This is a genomic window from Modestobacter sp. NPDC049651 (assembly GCF_040659695.1).
In the GTDB taxonomy this organism is placed as follows: Bacteria; Actinomycetota; Actinomycetes; order Mycobacteriales; family Geodermatophilaceae; genus Modestobacter.
The window spans coordinates 84436-106561 of the sequence record NZ_JBFAOG010000015.1; the positions used below are offsets into that span (position 1 = coordinate 84436).

Annotated in this window: 19 protein-coding genes; 13 read left to right on the forward strand and 6 right to left on the reverse strand. The window is 75.1% G+C overall.

Annotated elements, in window-relative coordinates; all coding sequences use genetic code 11:
- Positions 1-8: 8 nt before the first annotated feature.
- Positions 9-698 (forward strand): hypothetical protein, encoded by a 690-nt coding sequence (locus AB0J00_RS18045; protein ID WP_357747295.1) that lies wholly within the window; start codon positions 9-11, stop codon positions 696-698.
- 60 nt (positions 699-758) lie between these two features.
- On the opposite strand, the gene AB0J00_RS18050 is transcribed toward AB0J00_RS18045, so the two are convergent.
- Positions 759-2624 carry an ABC-F family ATP-binding cassette domain-containing protein gene (locus AB0J00_RS18050; protein WP_357747296.1) on the reverse strand — a complete coding sequence of 622 codons (1866 nt, stop codon included), beginning with the start codon at positions 2622-2624 and terminating at the stop codon, positions 759-761.
- A gap of 141 nt (positions 2625-2765) precedes the next feature.
- Here AB0J00_RS18050 and AB0J00_RS18055 point away from each other — a divergent pair, with 141 nt between their 5' ends.
- The 4 genes from AB0J00_RS18055 to AB0J00_RS18070 all read left to right on the forward strand — a co-directional run bounded on the left by AB0J00_RS18055 (position 2766) and on the right by AB0J00_RS18070 (position 6891).
- Complete coding sequence (locus AB0J00_RS18055) at positions 2766-3923, forward strand: hypothetical protein (RefSeq protein ID WP_357747299.1); 1158 nt, start codon at positions 2766-2768, stop codon at positions 3921-3923.
- Positions 3920-4600: a hypothetical protein gene (locus AB0J00_RS18060; RefSeq protein WP_357747301.1), complete on the forward strand. Its 681-nt coding sequence runs from the start codon at positions 3920-3922 to the stop codon at positions 4598-4600. Before AB0J00_RS18055 ends, AB0J00_RS18060 begins: the two co-directional genes overlap by 4 nt.
- Before the next feature lie 171 nt (positions 4601-4771).
- Positions 4772-6211 carry a prealbumin-like fold domain-containing protein gene (locus AB0J00_RS18065; RefSeq protein WP_357747303.1) on the forward strand — a complete coding sequence of 480 codons (1440 nt, stop codon included), beginning with the start codon at positions 4772-4774 and terminating at the stop codon, positions 6209-6211.
- A gap of 23 nt (positions 6212-6234) precedes the next feature.
- Positions 6235-6891 (forward strand): hypothetical protein, encoded by a 657-nt coding sequence (locus AB0J00_RS18070; protein WP_357747306.1) that lies wholly within the window; start codon positions 6235-6237, stop codon positions 6889-6891.
- A gap of 6 nt (positions 6892-6897) precedes the next feature.
- On the opposite strand, the gene AB0J00_RS18075 is transcribed toward AB0J00_RS18070, so the two are convergent.
- From AB0J00_RS18075 to AB0J00_RS18090, 4 genes are all read right to left on the reverse strand, one after another.
- Complete coding sequence (locus AB0J00_RS18075; RefSeq protein WP_357747308.1) at positions 6898-7794, reverse strand: transglutaminase family protein; 897 nt, start codon at positions 7792-7794, stop codon at positions 6898-6900.
- A gap of 4 nt (positions 7795-7798) precedes the next feature.
- Positions 7799-8749, reverse strand: a complete 951-nt coding sequence (locus AB0J00_RS18080; RefSeq protein WP_357747310.1) for an alpha-E domain-containing protein — start codon at positions 8747-8749, stop codon at positions 7799-7801.
- Positions 8743-10332 (reverse strand): circularly permuted type 2 ATP-grasp protein, encoded by a 1590-nt coding sequence (locus AB0J00_RS18085; RefSeq protein ID WP_357747313.1) that lies wholly within the window; start codon positions 10330-10332, stop codon positions 8743-8745. Before AB0J00_RS18085 ends, AB0J00_RS18080 begins: the two co-directional genes overlap by 7 nt.
- 83 nt (positions 10333-10415) lie before the next feature.
- A complete protein-coding gene (locus AB0J00_RS18090; RefSeq protein WP_357747316.1) occupies positions 10416-11444 on the reverse strand; it encodes a LacI family DNA-binding transcriptional regulator in 1029 nt (342 codons plus the stop codon).
- Between the two features lie 200 nt (positions 11445-11644).
- Between AB0J00_RS18090 and AB0J00_RS18095 the strand changes: the two genes are divergently transcribed.
- The 7 genes from AB0J00_RS18095 (at position 11645) to AB0J00_RS18125 (ending at position 19499) form a co-directional block, all read left to right on the forward strand.
- On the forward strand, positions 11645-12982 hold the full coding sequence (locus AB0J00_RS18095; RefSeq protein WP_357747318.1) for an extracellular solute-binding protein: 1338 nt from the start codon (positions 11645-11647) through the stop codon (positions 12980-12982).
- Positions 12983-13181: 199 nt separating this feature from the next.
- A complete protein-coding gene (locus AB0J00_RS18100) occupies positions 13182-14159 on the forward strand; it encodes a sugar ABC transporter permease (RefSeq protein WP_357747321.1) in 978 nt (325 codons plus the stop codon).
- A 9-nt stretch (positions 14160-14168) separates the two neighbouring features.
- On the forward strand, positions 14169-15080 hold the full coding sequence (locus AB0J00_RS18105; RefSeq protein ID WP_357747322.1) for a carbohydrate ABC transporter permease: 912 nt from the start codon (positions 14169-14171) through the stop codon (positions 15078-15080).
- A gap of 44 nt (positions 15081-15124) precedes the next feature.
- The gene (gene ugpC, locus AB0J00_RS18110; RefSeq protein WP_357747324.1) at positions 15125-16225 is read left to right on the forward strand and encodes a sn-glycerol-3-phosphate ABC transporter ATP-binding protein UgpC; all 1101 of its coding nucleotides are present in this window, start codon (positions 15125-15127) and stop codon (positions 16223-16225) included.
- A gap of 81 nt (positions 16226-16306) precedes the next feature.
- A complete protein-coding gene (locus AB0J00_RS18115; RefSeq protein ID WP_357747326.1) occupies positions 16307-17701 on the forward strand; it encodes a GH1 family beta-glucosidase in 1395 nt (464 codons plus the stop codon).
- On the forward strand, positions 17698-18423 hold the full coding sequence (locus AB0J00_RS18120; RefSeq protein ID WP_357747328.1) for an SDR family NAD(P)-dependent oxidoreductase: 726 nt from the start codon (positions 17698-17700) through the stop codon (positions 18421-18423). Before AB0J00_RS18115 ends, AB0J00_RS18120 begins: the two co-directional genes overlap by 4 nt.
- A 62-nt stretch (positions 18424-18485) precedes the next feature.
- A complete protein-coding gene (locus AB0J00_RS18125) occupies positions 18486-19499 on the forward strand; it encodes a glycoside hydrolase family 88 protein (RefSeq protein WP_357747331.1) in 1014 nt (337 codons plus the stop codon).
- 72 nt (positions 19500-19571) lie between these two features.
- Here the strand turns inward: AB0J00_RS18125 and AB0J00_RS18130 are convergent, their stop codons facing one another.
- Positions 19572-20891, reverse strand: coding sequence for a glycoside hydrolase family 6 protein (locus tag AB0J00_RS18130; protein ID WP_357747334.1), 1320 nt, complete (start codon positions 20889-20891; stop codon positions 19572-19574).
- A gap of 165 nt (positions 20892-21056) precedes the next feature.
- Between AB0J00_RS18130 and AB0J00_RS18135 the strand changes: the two genes are divergently transcribed.
- On the forward strand, positions 21057-22007 hold the full coding sequence (locus tag AB0J00_RS18135; protein WP_357747336.1) for a pirin family protein: 951 nt from the start codon (positions 21057-21059) through the stop codon (positions 22005-22007).
- Positions 22008-22126: the final 119 nt, after the last annotated feature.

The following is a 22126-nucleotide window of genomic DNA, read 5'->3' on the forward strand; positions in this document are numbered from 1 at the left end:
TTGCCGCCATGACCACCGACGTGCTCGTCCCTGACCCGACGACCGATCCCCGCCCCGCCCGCAGCACCGCGTCGCTGCTGTTGCCGATCGCCGGCGGCGCGCTGATCGCCGGCCAGCTGCTGTACGTGGCCGGCATGGCCACCTCCCCGCCGCAGGACTCCATGGCGGACGCCGACTACATCGTCTCGCTGGCCCGCGACGAGGGCCGGACGGCGCTGTCGGCGCTGCTGCTGCACTACGGCAACCTGCTCACCGCGCTGGCCTGGCTGGCCGTCCCCGTCCTGCTGCGCGGCGCCCGCGGCCGGCTCACCACGGTCGTCGGCACGCTGCTCACGGCGCTGGGCCTGGTCACCGTCTCGGGGCTGGTGCTGAGCGACTTCTGGACCGGCGCGATCGGCCGGGAGCTGCCGCTGGCGGACGCCGTCGACCTGTTCGGCGCGGTGCAGGGCTCGGCCGGCATGGCGGTCGTGGGCACGGTGACGCTCTTCGGGCTGCTGGGTCCGCTGGTCGGCTACGCGGGCCTCGCCCGGGCCGGCGTCACCGGCTGGTGGCTGCTCGCCCCCGCCGTCGCCGCCCTCGGGCTGTCCGCGGCGATCTCGTTCGCACCGCTGCCGCACGCCGCGTTCGCCCTGCTCGGCGCCGTCCCGGCGGCCGTCGTCGGGCTGGTGATGATCGGCCGCGCCCGCCGGGGAGCCTGACCCCCTGCCCGCCGGACGCCGGTGCCCTGCCCACCCCTCGGTGGGCAGGGCACCGTGGCGTCAGCCCTCGGCGACCTCCGCCGCCTCGAGCCACTCGGACTCGACCTGCTCCTTCTCCGCCTGCACCGCGCGCAGCCGGGCGTCGAGCTCGGCGGCCTTCGTGTAGTCGGCCGCGGCCTCGGCCAGCTGCTCGTGCAGCTGCTTCTCGTCGGCGTCGAGCTTCAGCATCCGCCGCTCCAGCCGCGAGACCTCCTTGCGCGCCGCACGCACCTCCGCCGCGCTCGGGCCGGCCGCCGCGGGGGCCGCCGGGGAACCGGGCGCCGCGACCGCACCGGCGCCGGGCAGCGCGGCCTCGCCGGCGGCCCGCCGGGCCAGGTACTCCTCCACCCCGCCGGGCAGCGCGGCGAGCGACCCGTCGCCCATGAGCGCGACCACCGAGTCGCACACCCGGTCGACGAAGTAGCGGTCGTGGCTGACCACCAGCACGGTGCCGGCGAACCCGTCGAGCAGGTCCTCCAGGGCGGTGAGGGTGTCGATGTCCAGGTCGTTGGTCGGCTCGTCGAGGATCAGCACGTTCGGCTCGCCCATCAGCAGCCGGAGCAGCTGCAGCCGCCGCCGCTCACCGCCGGACAGGTCACCGACCGGCGTCCACTGGCGGTTGGCGGCGAAGCCGAAGCGCTCGGCCAGCGTGGACGCCGAGATCTCCTGGTTGCCGATCCGGGCGATGCGGGCGACGTCCTGCACCGCCTCGAGCACCCGCTGCTTCGAGTCCAGCTCGGTGACGTGCTGCGACAGGTACGCCGCCGACACCGTCTGCCCCACCACGATCCGGCCGGAGTCCGGCGGGGTCTCCCCGACCAGCATCTTCAGCAGCGACGTCTTGCCCGCGCCGTTGACCCCGACGATGCCGATCCGGTCGCCCGGGCCGACGTGCCAGGTGAGGTCGCGGAACAGCGTCCGCTCACCGGTCAGCGACGGGTCGGCGGGACCGGCCGGGTCGTCGGCGTCGTCGACCGGGCCCCGTCCGCTGACGGTGAAGGTGACGTCCTCGACGTCGTAGACCGTCTTGCCCAGCCGGCGGGCGGCGAAGCCGGCCAGCGCCATCGTGTCCCGGGCCGGGGGCTCGTCGGCGATCAGCGCCTGCGCGGCCTCGATCCGGAACTTGGGCTTGCTGGTGCGGGCCGGCGGGCCACGGCGCAGCCAGGCCAGCTCCTTGCGCACCAGGTTGAGCCGGCGCTCCTCGGTGACGTTCGCGATCCGCGCGCGCTCGGCGCGCGCCAGCGTGTACGCGGAGTAGCCGCCCTCGTAGGCGTGCACCGAGCCGTCGGCGACCTCCCACGTGGTGGTGGAGACCTCGTCGAGGAACCAGCGGTCGTGGGTGACGACGATCAGCCCGCCGGTGCGCGCCTTCACGTACCCGGCCAGCCACGCGACGCCCTCGACGTCGAGGTGGTTGGTGGGCTCGTCGAGCACCAGCAGGTCCAGCGGCCGGATCAGCTGCGCGGCCAGCGCGACGCGGCGCCGCTCGCCGCCGGACATCGGCGCGACCGGCGAGTCCAGCCCGAGCCGGTCCAGCTCCAGGCCGGTGAGCACCGAGCGGACTCCCGCGTCGGCGGCCCACTCGTGCTCGTGGGCGAACCGCGAGGCGGGCAGGACGACGTCGCGCACCGTGGTGCCCGGCGGCAGCGTGCCCGACTGGTCCAGCACGCCCATCGCCAGGTCGCCGCGGCGGGTGACCCGGCCGGAGTCGGGCTCGTCGGCGCCGGTGAGCACCCGCAGCAGCGTCGACTTCCCGCCGCCGTTGCGCCCGACGACGCCGATCCGCTCGCCGGCGGCGATGCCGAGCGAGACGTCGTCGAGGATGACGGTGGTGCCGTGCGCCTTGGACACCCGCTCGAGGTTGACCAGGTTCACCGGGGCGCTCATCGGCGACTCGCGAGTTCCATCGCGCCCCATCCTCCCCCAGCGTCCCAGCGTGCGTGTCGGCGGCCCGGCCGCGGCCGGGCGGACCCCATCATCTGCGGCGATCACGCCCGGTTGCGGGCGTCTGTTGACGAAGAGGCCGCGATGTCCGTCCGCTCCCGCCCCACGCGCCCCCGGCGCACCGCGCCCCGCACCGCGGTGGTCGCCCTGGGGGTGGTGGCCGCCGGTGGGGCCACCGTCCCGGCGGCGTCCGCCGCCGACGACGGCCCCCGCAGCCCGGCCACCGCCGACGACGGCACCGGGCAGGACGCCTGGTTCCCGGAGGCGTTCACCCGGTACGCGGTCCCCGGCACCGGCGAGCAGGCCGTCGCGGCCGTCGACTACGGCATGGGGAAGGGCCCGGGGCTCGACGTCGGGCTGCGCGTCCCGGCCCCCGACGGTGCGGACCCCGAGCTGACCGGCGCCCGGTTCGAGGTCACCGACCTGGCGGACGGCTCCTCCGCCGGCATCTGCACCACCGACGACTGGGGCACCTGCACCGCCGACCACGAGGTGCACTTCCCGATCTGGGGCGAGCCGGAGGAGACGGGCTCGATGACCGTCCAGGGACCGGTGACCGTGGTGGACGGGCACCGCTACCGGGTCACCCAGCTCACCGCGCCCGCGGGCTACGACCTGCCGCCGCACGCCCTGCGATCGGCGACCGTGTCCGTGGTCGCGGCGCCCGCGGAGTCCGACGGCACCCCGGGCGCACTGCAGGGCGTGGCCTTCACCAACTGGCCGACCGGCGACCCGCACAACGTCGAGCCGGCCAGCACCGCCTCCGCTCCCCCCGCCGGCCCGCCGGCGTCCGCCCCGGCTCCGGCGACCGGGGGCAGCCCGGCCGTCCCGGTGGGAGCCGTCGTGCCCGCCGCGACGGCGCCGGTACCGCCCACCGGCGCTGCCACGCCCGCGCCGTCCACCGCCCCGGCGACCGGCTCGCCCGCGCCCGCCCGGGCGGCTGCGGGCGGCGCGTCGACGCCGCGGTCCGGCGGGACGGCCGGCACGCCTGCCGGTGCCACCTCGCCCGCCGGTGCGACCTCGGCCGCCGGTGCGACCACGGCCGGCACCCCGTCGCCGGTCGCCGCGGCACCTGCCGCCGGAGGTGACGACGCCGGCACCCGGGTGCGGCCGGTCGCCGCCGAGGGACCCGCCGGGCTCCTCGGCGACCCCGGCCTGGTCTACGCCTTCGGCGGCCTGGTCGCGCTCTTCGCCGTGCTGCTGCTCTGGCTGCGCCGCCGGCGGCGCGAGCTCGACGCGTGACCTCCGCACGGCCCACCGGCGACGCCGCGATCTGGTACGCGCGGCACCGGACGCCGGGCGGGCAGGTCCTCGTCGGCGTCTCCGGCGACGACTTCCCCGACGCGGCGGTGGTCGACCTCCCCGGGCCGCCCGCCCGGCCGGCCCGCTGGCTGCTCGAGGCCTCGGGACCCGGACCCGGCCGCCCTCCGCACCGGGTGGTCGTCGCCCGGCGGGTGGCGCCGGACGTCCCGCTGCTGTGGACCGTCCTGCTGCCCGCCGGCGCGTCCGGCGTGGTCGACCTGGTCGCGTTCTCGGTACCCGGCCGCGCGCACGGGGACGTGCTGGACCCCGCGGCCTTCGCCGCACTGGGCCTGGCCTGGTCGAACCAGGTGGCCGCGGTGCGCTGGCGGCCGGCGACCGGGCTGGTCGAGCAGGTGTACGTGGCACCGACCGCCCGCCGCCGGGGCGTCGCGGGCGTGCTGCTGCTGACCGCGGCCGGCGTGCGGGTCGGCCAGGGCTGGCCCGCGCTGCACGGCGACGGCCGGCGGACCGACCTCGGCCAGGCCTGGGTGGACGCCGCCGGCGCCGGCTGGCGGCGCGCCCGGGTCGCCGAGCGCACCGCGCGGGTGCGCCCGATGACCCCACCGGCCGCCGCTGTCGGCGTCCCGGCCCGCCTGCTGGTGCCCACCCCCGACTGACCGTCCCGGCGCCCCACCCGTCACATCCGCCCCAGCCGTCCCGGAAGGTGGACCTTCTCGTTCCGTTCGGCACGACACGCTGAGTACCAGCGACTTCGCAGCTGACATCGACGTCACTGTCTGCACCGAATCACGCCGATCGTCGGCGGATCTCCACGAATGGGTCTCGAGATGACGCGCTCCACGATGACCGGCCTCGGCAGGCCCACCGTCTCCACCGCCGCCCTCACGCTCGGCCTGCTGGCGACGGCCGGGGCGCTCGCCCCCGCGGCGCTGGCCGTGGAGGACGGGACGCCGGACCCGACGCCGACCGGGGCAGCGGGCCCGACCACGACGACCCCCGCACCGCCGCCCCTGCTCACGCCGGCACCGGGGCAGCTGACCCCGACGACGCCCCTCGACGCCGCCACGTCGCCGACCACCGCCGCCGCGTCGGGCGGCTACTTCGGCACCGGGAAGCTGGGGCTGTCCGTGACGGCCGCCGACGGCGTCCCGGCCGGCGCCTCGGTCAGCACGGACGGCGTCACCGTGCGCGTCACCGCGCACACCGCGTCCGGGGACCAGGCCGGCACCTGCGCCGTGACCATGTTCGGGTGCCTCCCCGACGCCGGCTGGCCGCTGCCGACGGCCAGCACCCCGATGGGCGCCTTCGCGGCGCTGCCGGCCGACGCGACGGTCACCCTGCAGGTCATCGGCGTCCCCGCGGGCCGGGCCCTCGTCGCTCCGGGCGCTCTCGTGACCGGTGCCAGCGGGCCCGCCGGGACGGCGAGCTCGACGGTCGCGCTGACCGTGCACGGGGGCTACCGCACCCTGGGCGTCGCGCTGAGCGGCACCGGGTCGCTGAGCGGCGCCGGGTTCACGCTGTGCACCGTCCCGGTCGGCGCGGGCGACTGCAGCAACGGCGACCGCACGGTCACCGCGACCACCGACGCGCAGGGGAAGGCGCCCTTCCCGGGCACCTACCTGCCCGGCGACTACACCGTCGTGCAGACCTCCGGCCCGGGCGGCACCGCCTTCGACCCCGCGCCGCGGACGCTGACCGTGGCTGCCGCCACGACCCTCGCCCAGCGCGACGCGGTGGTCCCGCTGGAGGTCGGCGGCGCGACCGGCCCGGTCCTCACCCCGCCGCCCACCACGCCGGCACCCACGCCCGCTCCCGCGCCCACCCCGGCCGCGCCCACCACGTCCGCCCCCGCGCCGGCGTCGCCGACCGCGGCGGCCGTTCCGCTGGGCGCCGGCAAGGCGTCCGTCGTGGCCGGCAAGGCGCAGACGATCTCGCTGTCGGGCTTCCAGCCGCACGAGCAGGTGCACGGCGTGCTCCACTCGACCCCGGTCGACCTGGGCACCGTTGAGGCCGACGCGAACGGCGTCGCCACGTTCACCTTCACCGTGCCGGCCGGCCTGGAGCTGGGCAGCCACGAGGTCGTGCTCACCGGCCTGACCAGCGGGGTCACCGCGCAGGCGGCCTTCACCGTGACCACCGCCGACGGCAGCACCCGCAGCCTGGCCTACACCGGCGCGGACGTCGTCCCGGTGGCCGCGGTCGGCGGCGGGCTCGTGCTCGCCGGTGGCGGCGCCCTCCTGCGGGTCCGCCGGCGCCGCGCGGCGTGAGCACGGCCGGCACCCCAGCCGCGGTGGCGGGCTTCTGGTGCGCCCGCCACCGCGGCCCGGACGGCACGGCGGTCCTGGTCGGGGTCGCCGGCGACGCCTTCCCCGACGGCACCGTGCTCGAGCTGCCGGGGCCGCCCGCGCGGCCGGCCGGCTGGCAGTTCGAGGCGCACGCCCCCGCCTGGGGCGCCGCGCCGTCCCGGGTGGTGACGAGCCAGGACGTCACGGCCGGGGCGCCGCACCTGTGGGCGGTGCTGACGCCCCTGCAGGACGGCGACCGGGTCGACCTGGTGGTGTTCTCCACCGCCGACCTCGACGACGGCGCGGTCGTGGGGCCCGCCGCGGTCCCGGCGCTGGGCGTCGAGTGGGGTGCGCAGTCCGGTGCCGTCCGCTGGTCCCGGTCCAGCGGGCTGGTCGAGCAGGTCTACGTGGCGCCGGCGCACCGCCGGCACCGGGTGGCCACCAAGCTCCTGCTGATGGCCGGCGCGGTGCAGGGCACGACCGGCGGCGGGTGGCTGCACAGCGACGGCCGGCTCACCGACCTCGGCGACGCCTGGCTCACCCGCCAGCCGGAGTGGTGGCGGGGGCGGGTGCCGGCCCGCACCGCGCACCTGCCGCCGATGACGCCCGCCGCCGAGGCGGCCGGCGTCCCGGCCCGCAACCTGCTGCCGGACCAGGCGTAGCGACGACTAGGCGAGCCGGGTCACCTCGACGGTGACCGTGGACCCCTCGCTCCTCGGGCCGGAGAAGATCCCCTTGAGCGGGGTGACGTCCTTGTAGTCGCGGCCGCGGCCGAGCGTGACGTGCCGCGGGCCGATCCCGATCGCGTTGGTCGGGTCGTGGCCGGACCAGGCGCCGTCCCACCACTCCACCCAGGCGTGGCTCTCCCCGGTGACCGTCTGCCCGATCGCCGCGTCGGGCCGCGGGTGCAGGTAGCCGGAGACGTACCGGGCGGGCAGGCCGAGCGCCCGCAGCAGCCCGACCGACACGTGCGAGATGTCCTGGCAGACGCCGCGGCCCGCGGTCCACGCCTCCATCGCGTTCGTCGTCACCGTGGTCGAGCCGGACAGGTACTCCATCCGCTCGTGCACGAACCGGCACACCCGGTGCCCGGCCTCGCGCGGGTCGGCGCCGGCGACCAGCGCGCGGGCCTCGGCCACCACCGCGTCGTCCAGCGCGGTGAGCCGGGTCGCGGTGAGCAGCTCGCCGAACCGGTCGAGCACCGGGCGGCCGGCGAGCTCCGCCCAGCCGACCGGGTCGGCCGCGGGCTGCTCGGGGCCGGCCTCGACCACCGAGGTCGCGGTGACCACCAGCTCGGTGTGCGGGCTCTGCAGGTCGAACGCGGTGACCGTCGACCCCCAGTAGTCGCGGTAGGCGAGCACGGCCGCGGCCGGCTCGATCTCCACCCGCGAGCGCAGCGTCGTCTGCCGGGAGCTGTTCTCCGGCGTCATCCGCGCCTCGTTGTACGACGAGCGCACCGGGCCGCCGTAGCGGAAGGCGCTGCGGTGCACGACCTGCAGCCGCCAGCGGTCGCGGTGCGCGGTCTGGGCGGGCGTCAGCTGGACCTGGGTCTGCGACTGGGGCACCGGGTCACACCACGCTCTCGGACGCCCACACCTGGGGCGCCTGCTCGGTGAAGAACCGGTCGGTGACCGCCTCGCTGGCCGCCGAGCAGGTGCGCTGCAGCTCGTCGAGCCGCGCGGGCAGCTTGGCCAGGATCTCGTCGGTCTGCATGAACTCCAGCATCGTGCGGGCCCGCCCGACGATGCGGTGCGCCTCGCCGGCGACGCCGATCCGGTGCCCCTCGCGGACGTTCGCCCGCTCGAGCTCCGCCAGGCACCCCTCGGCCTGCTCGAGCGCGGCGAACACCGACCGCGGGAACAGCCGGTCCAGCAGCAGGAACTCCGCGGCCCGGCTGGAGTTCACCGCGCCCCGGTAGGTGCGCAGGTAGGGCTCGTAGGCGCCGGTGGAGCGGAGCACCAGCGTCCAGGACGGCGCGGACTCCCCCGCCAGCACCCGGGTCGACAGCATCCGCGAGGTCATGTCCACCCGCTCCAGCGAGCGGCCGAGGATGAGGAACAGCCAGCTCTCGTCGCGGCTCATCGTGGCGTCGGCCAGCCCGAAGACCATCGCCGACCGCTCGCGGACGAACCGGAACAGCGAGTGCGGTCCGTACCGGCGGGCCATCGTGCGCTGCTGCGGCAGCGCGTTGTGGGTGACGTTGAGCGACTCCCAGATCTCCGCCGACAGCACCTCGCGGGCGCCCCGTGCGTTCTCCCGGGCCGCCGACAGCGCGCCGACGATCGAGCTGGGGCTGCTGCGGTCGAACGCCAGCGTGGCCAGCACCCGCTCGGTGTCGGCCTCGCTGTCCAGGCAGGGCATGCCCATCAGCGCCAGCAGGTTCGCGCAGGCCCGGCGCTCGTCGATCCACGGGTCCTCGACCAGCCGCTGGGTGTGCACGTCGAGGATCCGGGCGGTGTCGTCGGCGCGCTCGACGTACCGCCCGATCCAGAACAGCGACTCCGCGATCCGGCTCAGCACGGAGCACCCGCTTGCTGCTGCTGCTGGCTCTGGGCGAGCGCCGCGTCGTTGGGCGGGCCGGGGTCCTGCACCGGGGCCTCGGCGGGCAGGTCGGCGGTGGTGAACTCGATCCGGGTGACGTCGGGCGCGGGCTCGGCGTCGGCGGCCGGCCGGGGCGGGGTGATCACCCAGGTGTCCTTGGAGCCGCCGCCCTGGCTGGAGTTGACCACCAGCTCCCCCTCGGGCAGCGCGACCCGGGTCAGCCCGCCGGGCAGCACCCACACGTCGGAGCCGTCGTTGACCGCGAACGGCCGCAGGTCGACGTGCCGCGGCGCGATGCGGCCGTTGATCAGCGTCGGCGACGTCGACAGCCCGATCGGCTTCTGCGCGATCCAGTCCCGCGGCGCGGCGCGGACCTTCCCGGCGAGCTCGGTGAGCGTCCGCTCGTCGGCGCGCGGGCCGATGACGATCCCCTTGCCACCGGAGCCGTCGACCGGCTTGAGCACCAGCTCGTCGAGGTGGGCGAGCACCCACTCCACGGTGCCCGGCTCGTCCAGCCGGTGCGTCTCGGCGTTCTGCAGCACCGGCTCCTCCGCGAGGTAGTACCGGATCAGGTCGGGCACCCAGGTGTAGAGCAGCTTGTCGTCGGCGACGCCGTTGCCGACCGCGTTGGCGATCGTGACCCGGCCGGCACGGGCGGCGTTGAGCACGCCGGCGCAGCCGATCACCGAGTCCGACCGGAAGTGCACCGGGTCGAGGAACTCGTCGTCGATGCGGCGGTAGATGACGTCGACGCGCTGCTGGCCGTCCGTCGTCCGCATGCTGACCTGACCACCGCTGCACACCAGGTCGCGGCCCTCGACCAGCTCGACGCCCATCTGCCGGGCGAGCAGCGCGTGCTCGAAGTACGCCGAGTTGTAGACGCCGGGGGTGAGCAGCACGACCGTCGGGTCGCTGACGCCCGCCGGGGCGGAGGCCTTGAGCGCGGCCAGCAGCCGGCTCGGGTAGTCGCTCACCGGCTGGACCCGGTGGTCGGCGAACAGCTCAGGCAGCACCTGGCTCATCGCCGCCCGGTTGGTGATCACGTAGCTGACCCCGGACGGCGAGCGCAGGTTGTCCTCGAGCACCCGGAAGTCGCCGGCCTCGTCGCGCACCAGGTCGATGCCCGAGACGTGCACCCGGACGCCGTTGGGCGGCACCACCCCGTGCGCGGCCCGGTGGAAGTGCGCGCTGGTGGTGACCACGCTGCGCGGCACCACCCCGTCGGCGAACACCTGCCCGGCGCCGTAGACGTCGGCCAGGAAGGCCTCCAGCGCGTGCACCCGCTGGGCCACGCCGCGCTCGATGACCGACCACTCGTCGGCGCCGATCACCCGCGGCACGATGTCCAGCGGGAACGGCTGCTCCTCACCGGCGTGCGCGAAGGTCACCCCGGCGTCGCGGTAGGTCTGGCTGAGCACGTCGGCGCGGGCCGCGAGCTCCTCGCCCGACATCGGCTGCAGCGAGCCGAACAACCCGGTGTACGGCGGCCGCGCCTCGCCCGGGGCAGCGAACATCTCGTCCCACTGCCGGCCGAGCGGGTAGCCGTCGAACAGGTCCGCCATGCGACGAACCTAGAGCCGGCGTGTGTCCGGCGCGTTTCGAGCCGGGATCGGCGCCCACGAGGTGGGAACCGCAGGTCAGACGGCTAGGCGGTGCCCCGGCGGACCAGGTGCGTGGGGCAGACCCGGCGCTCCACCGTCTCGGTGGTCTGGTCGACCTGGCGGAGCAGCAGCTCGGTCATCTCCTGGGTCATGTCGGCCAGCGGCTGGGCCACGGTGGTCAGCGGCGGGTCGCAGGTCTGCGCGACGTCCGCGTCGTCGAAGCCCACGACGGCGACGTCCTCGGGCACCCGGCGCCCCGCGGCCCGCAGCACCCGCAGCGCACCCACGGCCATGGGGTCCGACGCGGCGAACACCGCGTCGAGGTCGGGCACCCGCGCGAGCAGCTGCTCCATCGCCCGGGCCCCGCCGGCCTCGGTGAAGTCCCCCTCGGCCACCAGCTCGGCACCGGCCTCCAGACCCGCGCCGGTGAGCACCTCCCGCCAGCCGGTCAGCCGGTCGCGCCCGGCGACCATGTCGGCGCGCCCGGCGATGGTGACGACGCGGCGGCGACCGAGCCCGAGCAGGTGCTCGGTGGCCATCCGGGCGCCACCGAGGTTGTCGGCGTCGACGTAGCTGACCGGCCGGTCGTCGAGCGGGCGGCCGCACAGCACCAGCGGCACCCCGGCCTCGGCCAGCACGTCGGGCAGCAGGTCGTCGCTGTGCAGCGACATCAGGATGACGCCGTCGACGTGGCCCTGGCGCACGAACCGCCCGACCTTCTCCTGCTCCCCGGCGTCGCCGGCGGTCAGCAGGACGAGGTTGATGTCGGTCTGCGCCAGCGAGGCGGACAGCCCGCGGACGATGCGGGCGAAGAACGGGTCGGAGAACAGCCGGGTGTCGGGCTCGGAGAGCACCAGGGCGACCGTGTCGGTGCGCCGGGTCACCAGGCTGCGGGCCATCCGGTTCGGCACGTAGCGGAGCTGGGCGACGGCCGACAGCACCGCCTCCCGGGCCTCGGGGCTGACCCGCGGGGAGTCGTTGATGACCCTGCTGACGGTGGCGCGCGAGACCCCCGCCCGCACGGCCACCTCGTCCAGCGTCGGTGACGACGGCCGCGTGCCGGTCTCGGTCATCGGGCTCCTGTGCTCGGGGGTGGCTGCCGCCATGATGCCGTGTGGGAGCGCTCTCGCACAGCCCTTCTGCGTTACCTGACCGTTACTTGACAGCCGGCTGTGGCCCACGCCACTCTCTGCGGCACGCCGTGAGAGCGTTCTCACACCCCGCCGACGACGAGGTCGAGCAGGCGGGTGCCGGCGGATGACGAGGAGGTCAGATGCTTCTGCACACGCGCGCCCGGACCCGGTCGCGGACGACGGCGGCCGTCGGCGCGGCCCTCGCCGTGGCCCTGCTGACGGCGGGCTGCGGCGGGTCGGACGACAGCGGCGGCGGTTCCGCCGCGGCCGATCCCGACGCCAAGGTCACGCTGACGGTCGGCACCTTCGGGACGATGGACTTCGACAACGCCGGTCTCTACGACGAGTACATGAAGCTCCACCCCAACGTCACGATCAAGCAGAACAACGTGGCGCAGTCGGCGGCGTACTACAAGTCGCTGCAGACCCGGCTGGCCGCAGGCTCAGGGCTCGACGACGTCCAGGCGCTCGAGATCGGCTTCATCGCCGACGTCGTCACCAACCACGCCGACGCGTTCGTCGACTGGAGCAAGGAGGACAACGCCGACGAGCTCAAGGGCAACTTCTACGACTGGAAGTGGGGCCAGGCCTCGAACGAGGACGGCGTCACCGTCGGCCTCGGCACGGACGCCGGCCCGCAGGCGATGTGCTACCGCAAGGACCTCTTCCAGCAGGCCGGGCTGCCCACCGACCGGGCCGAGGTCGCGAAGCTCTGGCCGACCTGGGACGCCTACCTGGACACCGCGCGCCAGTACAGGACCAAGACCAACGCCGCCTTCGTCGACAGCCCGGCGAGCATCTTCTCCTCGTCGGTCTACCAGGGCGACATGGCCTACAACGACAAGAAGGGCGAGCCCGCGCTCGAGCAGAGCGACGGGGTGAAGACCGCCTGGGGCAACGCCAGCAAGGCCGCGCAGGAGGGCCTGACCGCCAACCTGTCGCAGTTCGGCGACGAGTGGAACGCGGCCTTCTCCAACGGCGCGTTCGCCACGATCTCCTGCCCCGCCTGGATGCTCGGCTACATCAAGTCGCAGATGGGTGACGCCGGGGCCGGCAAGTGGGACATCGCCCCGCTGCCCGGTTCCGGCCAGAGCGCCAGCAACTGGGGCGGCTCGTTCCTCGGCGTCCCGAAGAACGGCAAGCACGTGGCGGCCGCCAAGGACCTGGCCGAGTGGCTGACCGCCCCGGAGCAGCAGATCAAGCTGTTCACCGAGACGGCGCACTTCCCGTCCAGCCCGAAGGCCGCCGACGACCCGCAGGTCAAGGACGCGGTGAACGAGTACTTCAGCAGCGCCCCCACCGGCCAGGTCTTCGGTGAGTCCGCGGCGAAGATCCGGCGCACCCCGATCGGCCCGTACGACACCCAGATCCAGGAGGCGTTCACCACCGCGCTCACCGACATCGCGTCGAAGGGCACGGCTCCGGACAAGGGCTTCCAGAACGCGCTCAAGGCGGCCCAGCAGGCGATCGGCGGCTGACGCCCCGGAGGCCGGCCCGCTCCCGGGCCGGCCTCCCCCCGGACGCGGTGCCCGGGAGCGCCTCCCGCTCCCGGGCACCTGCACCGGCCGGCGACCAGCCCGGCCCCGGCCGACGCGTTCGCCCCGACCCGATGCCCCGGCCCGCTGCGGCCCCCGGGGCACCCCGGCCCACCGCCCCCGAGATCCCCGAGGTCCCGCCATGACCATCGCGAGCGACGCCCCGCGCGAGGCGCTCATCGCCGCACCGCCGCCGGTGACGGCCGCCGCCCCCAGGCGGCGCCGCACCCGGCTCACCCGCAACCGCTGGGGCTACGCCTACGTCGCCCCGTTCTTCCTCGTCTTCGGCGCCTTCAGCCTCTACCCGTTCCTGTACACGGCCTGGATCAGCTTGCACAAGACCAGCCTGTCGAACATCAACGGCGGCACCTGGGTCGGGCTGGAGAACTACCGCAACCTGCTGCAGAGCGAGTTCTTCTGGAACGCCGCGCGCAACACCCTCACGATCGGCGTCCTCTCCACGGTGCCCCAGCTGTGCATGGCCCTGGGGCTGGCGCACCTGCTCAACTACAAGCTCCGCGGCCGGACCTTCTTCCGCACCGTGATGCTGATGCCCTACGCCACCAGCATCGCGGCGGCCACCCTCGTGTTCGCGCAGCTCTTCGGCCGCGACTACGGCCTGATCAACACCGCCCTCGAGGCGGTCGGCCTGGACCGGATCGACTGGGAGGCCGGCACCCTCAGCAGCCAGGTCGCCATCGCCTCGATCGTCACCTGGCGGTGGACCGGCTACAACGCGCTGATCTACCTGGCCGCGATGCAGTCCATCCCCGGCGAGCTCTACGAGGCCGCGGAGATCGACGGCGCGAGCAAGTGGCAGCAGTTCGTCCACGTCACCATCCCGTCGCTGCGCCCCACGATCCTGTTCACCGTCGTCGTCTCGACCATCGGTGCCGTGCAGCTGTTCGGTGAGCCGCTGCTGTTCGCCGGCAACGGCACCACCAGCGGTGGCTCCTCGGGGCAGTACCAGACGCTCGGCCTGCTGATGTACCAGCAGGGCTGGAGCAACTTCCACATCGGCCAGGCCGCGACGACCGCCTGGGCGATGTTCATGATCATCCTCCTGGTCGTGGGGGCCTACGCCGTGATCGGCCGGCTCCGCGCCCGGGGCAACCGGTAGGAGCCCGACATGGCGACCCTCGCCCTCCCGGGCGCCGACAACGCCCCCCTCAGCACCCCGAGCGACGACGGCAGCGGCCGCCGGCGCAAGGGCGCCGGCGGCAAGAACACCACGGCCGGCCCGGTCACCTACGTGCTGCTCACGCTGACGGCCCTGGTCGCGGTCTTCCCGCTGTACTGGACGGTCGTCGCCGGCTCGCACACCAACAGCGAGATCGCGGCCACCCCGCCGCCCTTCCTGCCCGACGCCAGCCTGTTCACCAACTTCCGGCTCGCGCTGGAGCAGGCGCCGATCGGCAAGGCGATCCTCAACTCGGTGCTGGTGTCCGGCGCCATCACCGTCGGCACCGTGTTCTTCTGCACGCTCGCCGGCTTCGCCTTCGCCAAGCTGCAGTTCCGCGGCAAGGGGCTGCTGCTGTCCCTGGTGATCGGCACGATGATGGTGCCCACCCAGCTGGCGGTGATCCCGCTGTTCATGATGATCGCCGAGCTGCAGTGGGTGAACCAGCTGCAGGCGGTCATCCTGCCCACCCTGGTCAGCGCGTTCGGCGTCTTCTTCATGCGCCAGTACCTCGTCCAGTCGCTGCCCGACGAGCTGCTCGAGGCCGGCCGGGTCGACGGCGCGTCGACCTTCCGGATCTTCTGGTCGATCGTCGTCCCGGTCGCCCGGCCGGCGATGGCGGTGCTGGCGATGCTCACGTTCCTGACCGCCTGGAACGAGTTCTTCTGGCCGATCATCGCGCTGACCACGGCGAACCCCACCGTCCAGGTGGCGCTGGCCGGCCTCGGCTCGGGTTACGTCCCGCAGCAGGGCGTGATCATGGCCGGCACGCTGCTGGGCACGCTGCCCGTCCTCGTCGTCTTCACGATCCTGGGCAAGCAGATCGTCGGCGGCATCATGCAGGGCGCGGTGAAGGGATGACCCGCGCGTCCGTCCGTCCCTTCCGTCAGAGAGGCGCCTGAGCCATGGCCACCGTCACCTTCGACCACGCCACCCGGGTCTACCCGAAGGCCGACCGGCCCGCGGTCGACGCCCTGCAGCTCGACATCGCCGACGGCGAGTTCCTGGTGCTCGTCGGACCGTCGGGCTGCGGCAAGTCGACGTCCCTGCGGATGCTCGCCGGGCTCGAGGAGATCGACGAGGGGAAGATCCTCATCGGCGGCCGCGACGTCAGCGAGGCGCAGCCCAAGGAGCGGGACATCGCGATGGTGTTCCAGAACTACGCGCTCTACCCGCACATGAGCGTCGCGGAGAACATGGCGTTCGCGCTCAAGCTCGCCGGCGTCGGCAAGGAGGAGCGCCGCCGGCGGGTGGAGGACGCCGCCCGGATCCTCGACCTCGGCGACTACCTCGACCGCCGGCCCAAGGCGCTGTCCGGTGGGCAGCGCCAGCGGGTCGCGATGGGCCGGGCGATCGTGCGGGAACCGCAGGTGTTCCTGATGGACGAGCCGCTGTCCAACCTCGACGCGAAGCTGCGGGTGCAGACCCGCACCCAGATCGCCTCGCTGCAGCGGCGGCTCGGCGTCACCACCGTCTACGTCACCCACGACCAGGTCGAGGCGATGACGATGGGCGACCGCGTCGCGGTGCTCAAGGACGGCGTGCTGCAGCAGTGCGACACCCCCGGCACCCTCTACGAGCGGCCGGCCAACGCGTTCGTCGCCGGCTTCATCGGCTCGCCGGCGATGAACCTGGTCACCGGCCCGGTCGTCGACGGCGGCGTCCGGCTCGGCGGGGCGGTGCTGCCGGTGCCGCGCGCGCAGCTCGCCGCGGCGTCCGCGAGCAGCGGCACGGTCACCGTCGGGTTCCGCCCCGAGGCGGTCGAGCTCGTCGGCCCCGGCGACGGCGTCCCGGTCACCGTCGGCGTCGTGGAGCAGCTGGGCGCGGACGCCTACCTGTACACGAAGCTCGCCGGCGGGACCACCGAGGACGTGCTCCACCCCTCCGACGTCGTCGTCCGCACCGGGCCCCGATCCACCCCGACGGAGGGGCAGACGCTTCACTTGCGGGTACGGGAGGGTGGTCTGCACGTCTTCGACCCGGCGACGCAGCGGCGCGTCGACTGAGGGGGGCCCTCCGCCCCGAGACCCCGATCCACCCGGCCGGCACCGCCCGGCCGGTCGCACACCCTGAGGAGCACCACACCCATGACCACCACCGACGTGCGCTCGGACGCCGCCACCGGGCTCGTCTTCCCGCCCGGCTTCGTCCTCGGCGCCGCGACCGCCGCCTACCAGATCGAGGGCGCCGCCACCGCCGACGGCCGCGGCCCCTCGATCTGGGACACCTTCAGCCACACCCCCGGCAAGACGCTGAACGGCGACACCGGCGACGTGGCCGTCGAGCACTACACCCGCTACCGCGACGACGTGGCCCTGATGAAGGACCTGGGCCTGCAGGCCTACCGGTTCTCCGTCGCGTGGCCGCGGATCGTGCCCGACGGCCGGGGCGCCGTGGAGCAGCGCGGCGTGGACTTCTACCGGCGGCTGGTCGACGAGCTGCTCGAGGCCGGCATCGCCCCCTGGCTGACGCTGTACCACTGGGACCTGCCGCAGGCGCTGCAGGATGCGGGCGGCTGGGCCGACCGGGACACCGCGTACCGGTTCGCCGACTACACCGCGGTCGTCGCCGACGCGCTCGGCGACCGCGTGCAGCACTGGTCGACGCTCAACGAGCCGTGGTGCAGCTCGCTGCTGTCCTACAAGGCCGGCCACCACGCGCCGGGGCACACCGACGCCGCGGAGGCCTCGGCCGCCGTCCACCACCTGCTGCTCGCGCACGGCCTGGGCACCCGGGTGATGCGGGACAAGGGCCTCACCGACCTGGGCATCACGCTGAACCTGGCGCCGATCGCCCCGGCCACCGGCTCCGCCGAGGACGTCGACGCCGCCCGGCGGGTCGACGGCCAGCAGAACCGCCTGTTCCTGGACCCGGTGCTGCGCGGTGAGTACCCGGCCGACGTCGCCGAGGACCTGGCCCGGGCCGGCGCGCCGCTGCCGGTGCAGGAGGGCGACCTGGAGGTCATCTCCGCCCCGATCGACTGGCTGGGCGTCAACTACTACTTCGCGCACACCGTGCGCGGGGGCAGCAGCGGCCACGACGCGGGCAACCCGTTCATCGGCTGCGACGACGTCGAGCAGCTCCTCCCCGAGGGTCCGGTCACCACGATGGGCTGGGGCCTGGCCCCGGAGGGGATGACCGACCTGCTGCTGCGGCTGCACGACGAGTACCCGGGCACCCCCGTCGTCATCACCGAGAACGGCTCGGCCTGGGCCGACGAGGTGTCCGCGGACGGCGAGGTGCACGACCCCGAGCGCGTCGACTACCTGCTCACCCACCTGCAGGCGGGCCTGGACGCCATCGAGCAGGGCGCCGAGCTGCGCGGCTACTTCGCGTGGTCGCTGCTGGACAACTTCGAGTGGGCGTTCGGCTACGAGCAGCGGTTCGGCATCGTGCACGTCGACTACGAGACCCAGGTCCGCACGCCCAAGGACAGCGCCCGCGCCTACGCCGACGTGATCCGCCGGCAGGCGCAGCAGTGACGGCGGCGGCCGCACCCGGCGGGCTCACCGGCCGCCGGGTGCTGCTGACCGGCGCGTCCCGCGGCGTCGGGCGGGCGACCGCCCGGGCCCTGGTGGCCGAGGGCGCCGAGGTGATCGGCACCGCGCGGGCCGCGGAGCTGCTCACCTCGCTGGCCGACGAGCTGCGGGGGGCGCCGGGCTCGTTCACCCCCGTGGTGGCCGAGCTGACCGACCCGGACACCCCGAAGCTGCTGGCCGAGGCGGTCGCGCAGCGCTGGGGCGCGCTCGACGTGCTGCTGTCCAACGCCGGCGTGATGCTCGCCCGCGACGCCCGGTTCGAGGACGAGCCGGCCGGCACGCTCGAGGAGAGCCTGCTGGTCAATACCGTCGTCCCGCACCGGCTGGTGCTGGCGCTGCTGCCGGCGCTGCGGGCCGGCACCGAGCCGCGGGTGGTGCACGTCAGCTCCGGCGCGGGCACCACCGAGCTGATCCGGGACGCCGGCATCGGCAGCTACCGGGTGAGCAAGTGGGCGCTCAACGGCCTGGTGCAGATGCAGGCCGCCCAGCTGGCCGGGGAGGTCGCGGTCAACGCCCTGGACCCGGGCTGGCTGCGCACCGATCTCGGCGGCGAGGAGGCCCCGGGCGTGCCCGACGACGGCGCCGCGGGCGCGCTGGCGCTGGTGCGCGAGCCGTTCGAGGTCACCGGCCGGATCTTCAAGGACGGCCGCGAGATCGCGTACTGACCACCCGCTCGAGCCCTGACCCGCACCCCGGGTCAGGGCTCGAGCCGTTCAGGGAGGCCGCCGTGCCCGACGACGCCGTGCCCGACAATGCCGTGCTCGACGACGTGGTGCTCGACGACGTGGTGCTCGACGACGTGGTGCTCGACGACGTGGTGCTCGACGACGGCACCCGCCGGCGCGCGCTCGGCTGCCTGCTCGTGACCCAGCGGCACTCCTGGGACCAGGCCCTGCTCGCCGCCGTGCTGGCCGACGCCGGGGAGACCGGGCTGCTGCGGGCGCTGGTCGACGACGCGGTCGCCCGGCAGCTGCCCGACGGCCGGCTGGCCGAGCTCGACCCGGCGTGCGCGGTGAACGGCGCGGCGCTGCTGGCGTTCCTGCCCCCGGGCGACGCCGCCGACCGGCAGCTGCGCTGGCTGCTGCACGGTGCGCCCCGGGCCGCCGACGGCACGCTGTTCCACCTGGTCGGCACGCCGCAGGTGTGGGCCGACACCGTCTTCATGGCGGTGCCGGCGCTGGCCGCGGCCGGGCAGCCGGACGCCGCGCTGGCCCAGCTGACCGGGCACCGGCGCCGGCTGCGCGACGACGCCGCCGGGCTGTGGGCCGCCCGCTGGGACGACGACCGCGGTGCGCCGGCCGACCCGCGGCACTGGGGCACCGGCAACGGCTGGGTGGCCGCGGGCCTCGCCCGTGCGGTGCCGCACCTGCCGGCGGCGCAGCGGTCCCCGGTCGCCGCGGAGGTGCGGGCGCTGCTGGACGCCTGCCTCGCGCTGCGCCGTCCGGACGGCCGGTTCGGCGACGTCCTCGACGACCCGCGCTCCCCCGCCGACACCACCGTGGGCGCGATGCTCGCCTGGGCCGCGCTGACCGGGGCCGCCCTGGGCTGGCTGCCGGCCCGCTACGGCGAGGTCGGCGCGGACCTGCTGACGACGGTCACCGGGTTCGTCGACGGGCTCGGCCGGGTGACCGGCGCGAGCGCCGCACCCACCTACGACCGGCCCGGGCACTCCCCCGAGGCCCAGGCCTTCCTGCTGCTCGCCGACGCGGCCGCCCGGCGGTGGCGCGAGACGAGCCGGTGACCCAGGAACGACACCGGGGTGCCGCACCAGCTCGGTGCGGCACCCCGGGTCGGGTGCGGCCGGCGCCGGGGCTCAGCCCCTCGGGTTCGCCAGCTGCGCCAGCTCGAGCGCCTGCTGCGGGAACCAGGCGCCCGCCGCCGGGTCGGTGATGCCGCCCCACTCCGGGTCGGTGGTGCTGCCCGCGATGCCGCGGTTGCACTGGCCGTCGGACTGGCCGGGCGTCTTGATCCACAGGTAGGCGTCCAGCTGCGGGAACGCGGCGTTCGGCCGGGCCTGCGGGTTCGGGCCCAGGCCCCGGCCCGGCGGGTTGCACCAGGTCTGCGGGTCCGGGTACGTGACGCCGGCGGCGGGCGCCCACGGGCCCTGGCCGTTGCGGCTGGTGTCCAGCACGAACCTGGCCGTCGGGGTGGCGCCGGCCGCCGTCAGCTCGTCGGCGTAGCGGGCGTTGACGAACGCCGTGTCGGCCCCGGCCGCGGTGGCGCCGTCGCTCCACTTCTGGGCCGGGTCCAGGGCGCCGGCGCCCCAGTTCCCCGGGCCACCGCTGTAGTACTGGTCGCCGCAGTCGGTGGGGGTCGTCGTCTCGGCGTCCGGGTGCAGGGCCAGGCAGTTCGACACCCACGTGCCGTACTGGGACAGGTTCTGCGTCCACTGGTAGTTGGACACGTCGAGCGAGAACCCGGCGAACTCGGCCACACCCGCCGCGTCCAGCCGCGCGGTGGTGTCCGCGACGCTGTGCCAGCCGCTGTGCCCGGCGTCGAGGTAGACCAGCGCGTTGCGGTTGGCCTTCTCGATCGCCTCGCCGGCGTACCTGATCTCGGCGATCCGCTGCGCGTCGGTCGGGTTCGCCGGGTCGCTGGTGTAGGCCGGGCCGCAGTCGCTGGGCAGGTTGGCCAGGCCGTCGGGCTCGACGACCACCACGACCTGCTGGTTGCCGACCAGGCCGCGGGCGAAGCCGTCGACCCAGGCCTGGTAAGCAGCCGAGCTGGCGGCGCCACCGGCGGAGTACTGGGCGCAGTCGCGGCCGGGGGCGTTGTACACGACCAGCGTCGGCACGGCGCGGAACGCCTTGGCCTCCAGCACGGTCTTCCGGACGTCGGCCTGGAGCTGCTGGGGGGTGCCGTCGGTGAACCAGACGGCCTGCGGGGTGGCGAGTTCCTTGCCGACCGCGGCGGCGTCGGCGAACCGGCGCTGGTGGCTGAGGTCGAGGACCTGGCGGACGCCACCCTCGTCCGGGGGCGGGGTGAAGAAGTGCGTGCCGGGGGCCAGGGTGGGCGTCTGGACCGGGGCACCGGCCGGAGCGGCGGAGGCGGGGGCTGCCAGCGCGACCGGTCCGAGCACCGCGGCGGCGCAGGCGGCCAGCGCGACGGTGCGCCGGCGGAGGGGGAGGGACATGCAACTCCTCGTCGAGTCGGGCCCGCCCGGTGGCGACCGGGTGGGAGAGCCCTCGCACGAGCGCCAAGCGCATCGTGAGAGCGCTCACATCGTGGGTTACGGAACGCGATCGTGCAAGAGCGGTCCGGCGTGTACGCCACGACGCGCGGCGAGCAGGATGGGTGCATGAGCAACCTCGAGCCCCGGCCCGCCGCGCACGAGCTCGGTGGGCTCGCCGCCGCCTCGGCCCGGCCGGCGCTGGACCTGCTGCCGGGCAAGGAGGTGCTGCTCGGCGAGGGGACGCCGGTGCGCCGGCTGCTGCCCACCCTCGGCCGGCGGCTGGTGGGCGCCTGGGCGTTCGTCGACCACTACGGTCCCGACGACGTCGCCGGCAGCGCCGGGATGCAGGTCCTGCCCCTGCAGACGGTGTCCTGGCTGCTGGACGGCGAGGTGCACCACCGCGACTCACTCGGCAGCGACGTGGTCGTCCACCCCGGCGAGCTGGCGCTGATGACCGCCGGGCACGCCATCGCGCACGCCGAGCAGTCCCCGGCCGTGCACCCGCGGTTCCTGCACGGGGCGCAGCTGTGGGTGGCGCTGCCCGACGCCGTCCGGGACACGGCCCCGGCGTTCGAGCACCACCGCACGCTGCCCGGGTTCACCTCCGACGGGCTGACCGCCACCGTGGTGATGGGCTCGTTCGGCGGGGCCACCTCGCCGGGCACCGCGCACAGCCCGCTGGTCGGCGTCGACCTGGCGCTGGCCGCCGGTGCGGACGTCGAGCTGCCGCTGGAGCCGGGGTTCGAGCACGCCCTGCTGTCGGTGGGCGGCACCGCCGACGTCGAGGGGGCCCCGCTGGACGTCGGCGCGATGCTCTACCTGGGCTCGGCCCGCCGCACCGTGCGGGTGCGCACCGAGTCGCCGGCGAGGCTGATGCTGCTCGGCGGCGAGCCGTTCGAGGAGCGGATCGTGATGTGGTGGAACTTCGTCGGCCGGTCCGGTGAGGAGATCGCCGACTACGCCGCCGCGTGGCAGGACGGCGACCGGTTCGGCGCCGTCGTCGGGCTCGAGGACGAGCGCATCCCCGCGCCCGCCCTCCCGGCGCTGCCGCTCAAGCCCCGCGGCCGCGAGCGCTGAGGTGTGGAGTGGGGGGGGGGGGGGGGGGGGGGGGGGGGACCAACGACACCAAGAGAGGGGGGGAAGCGGGCCGGGGGGCGGGGGCGCGGGGCGGGCGGGGGGCGCGCGGGGGGCGGGGC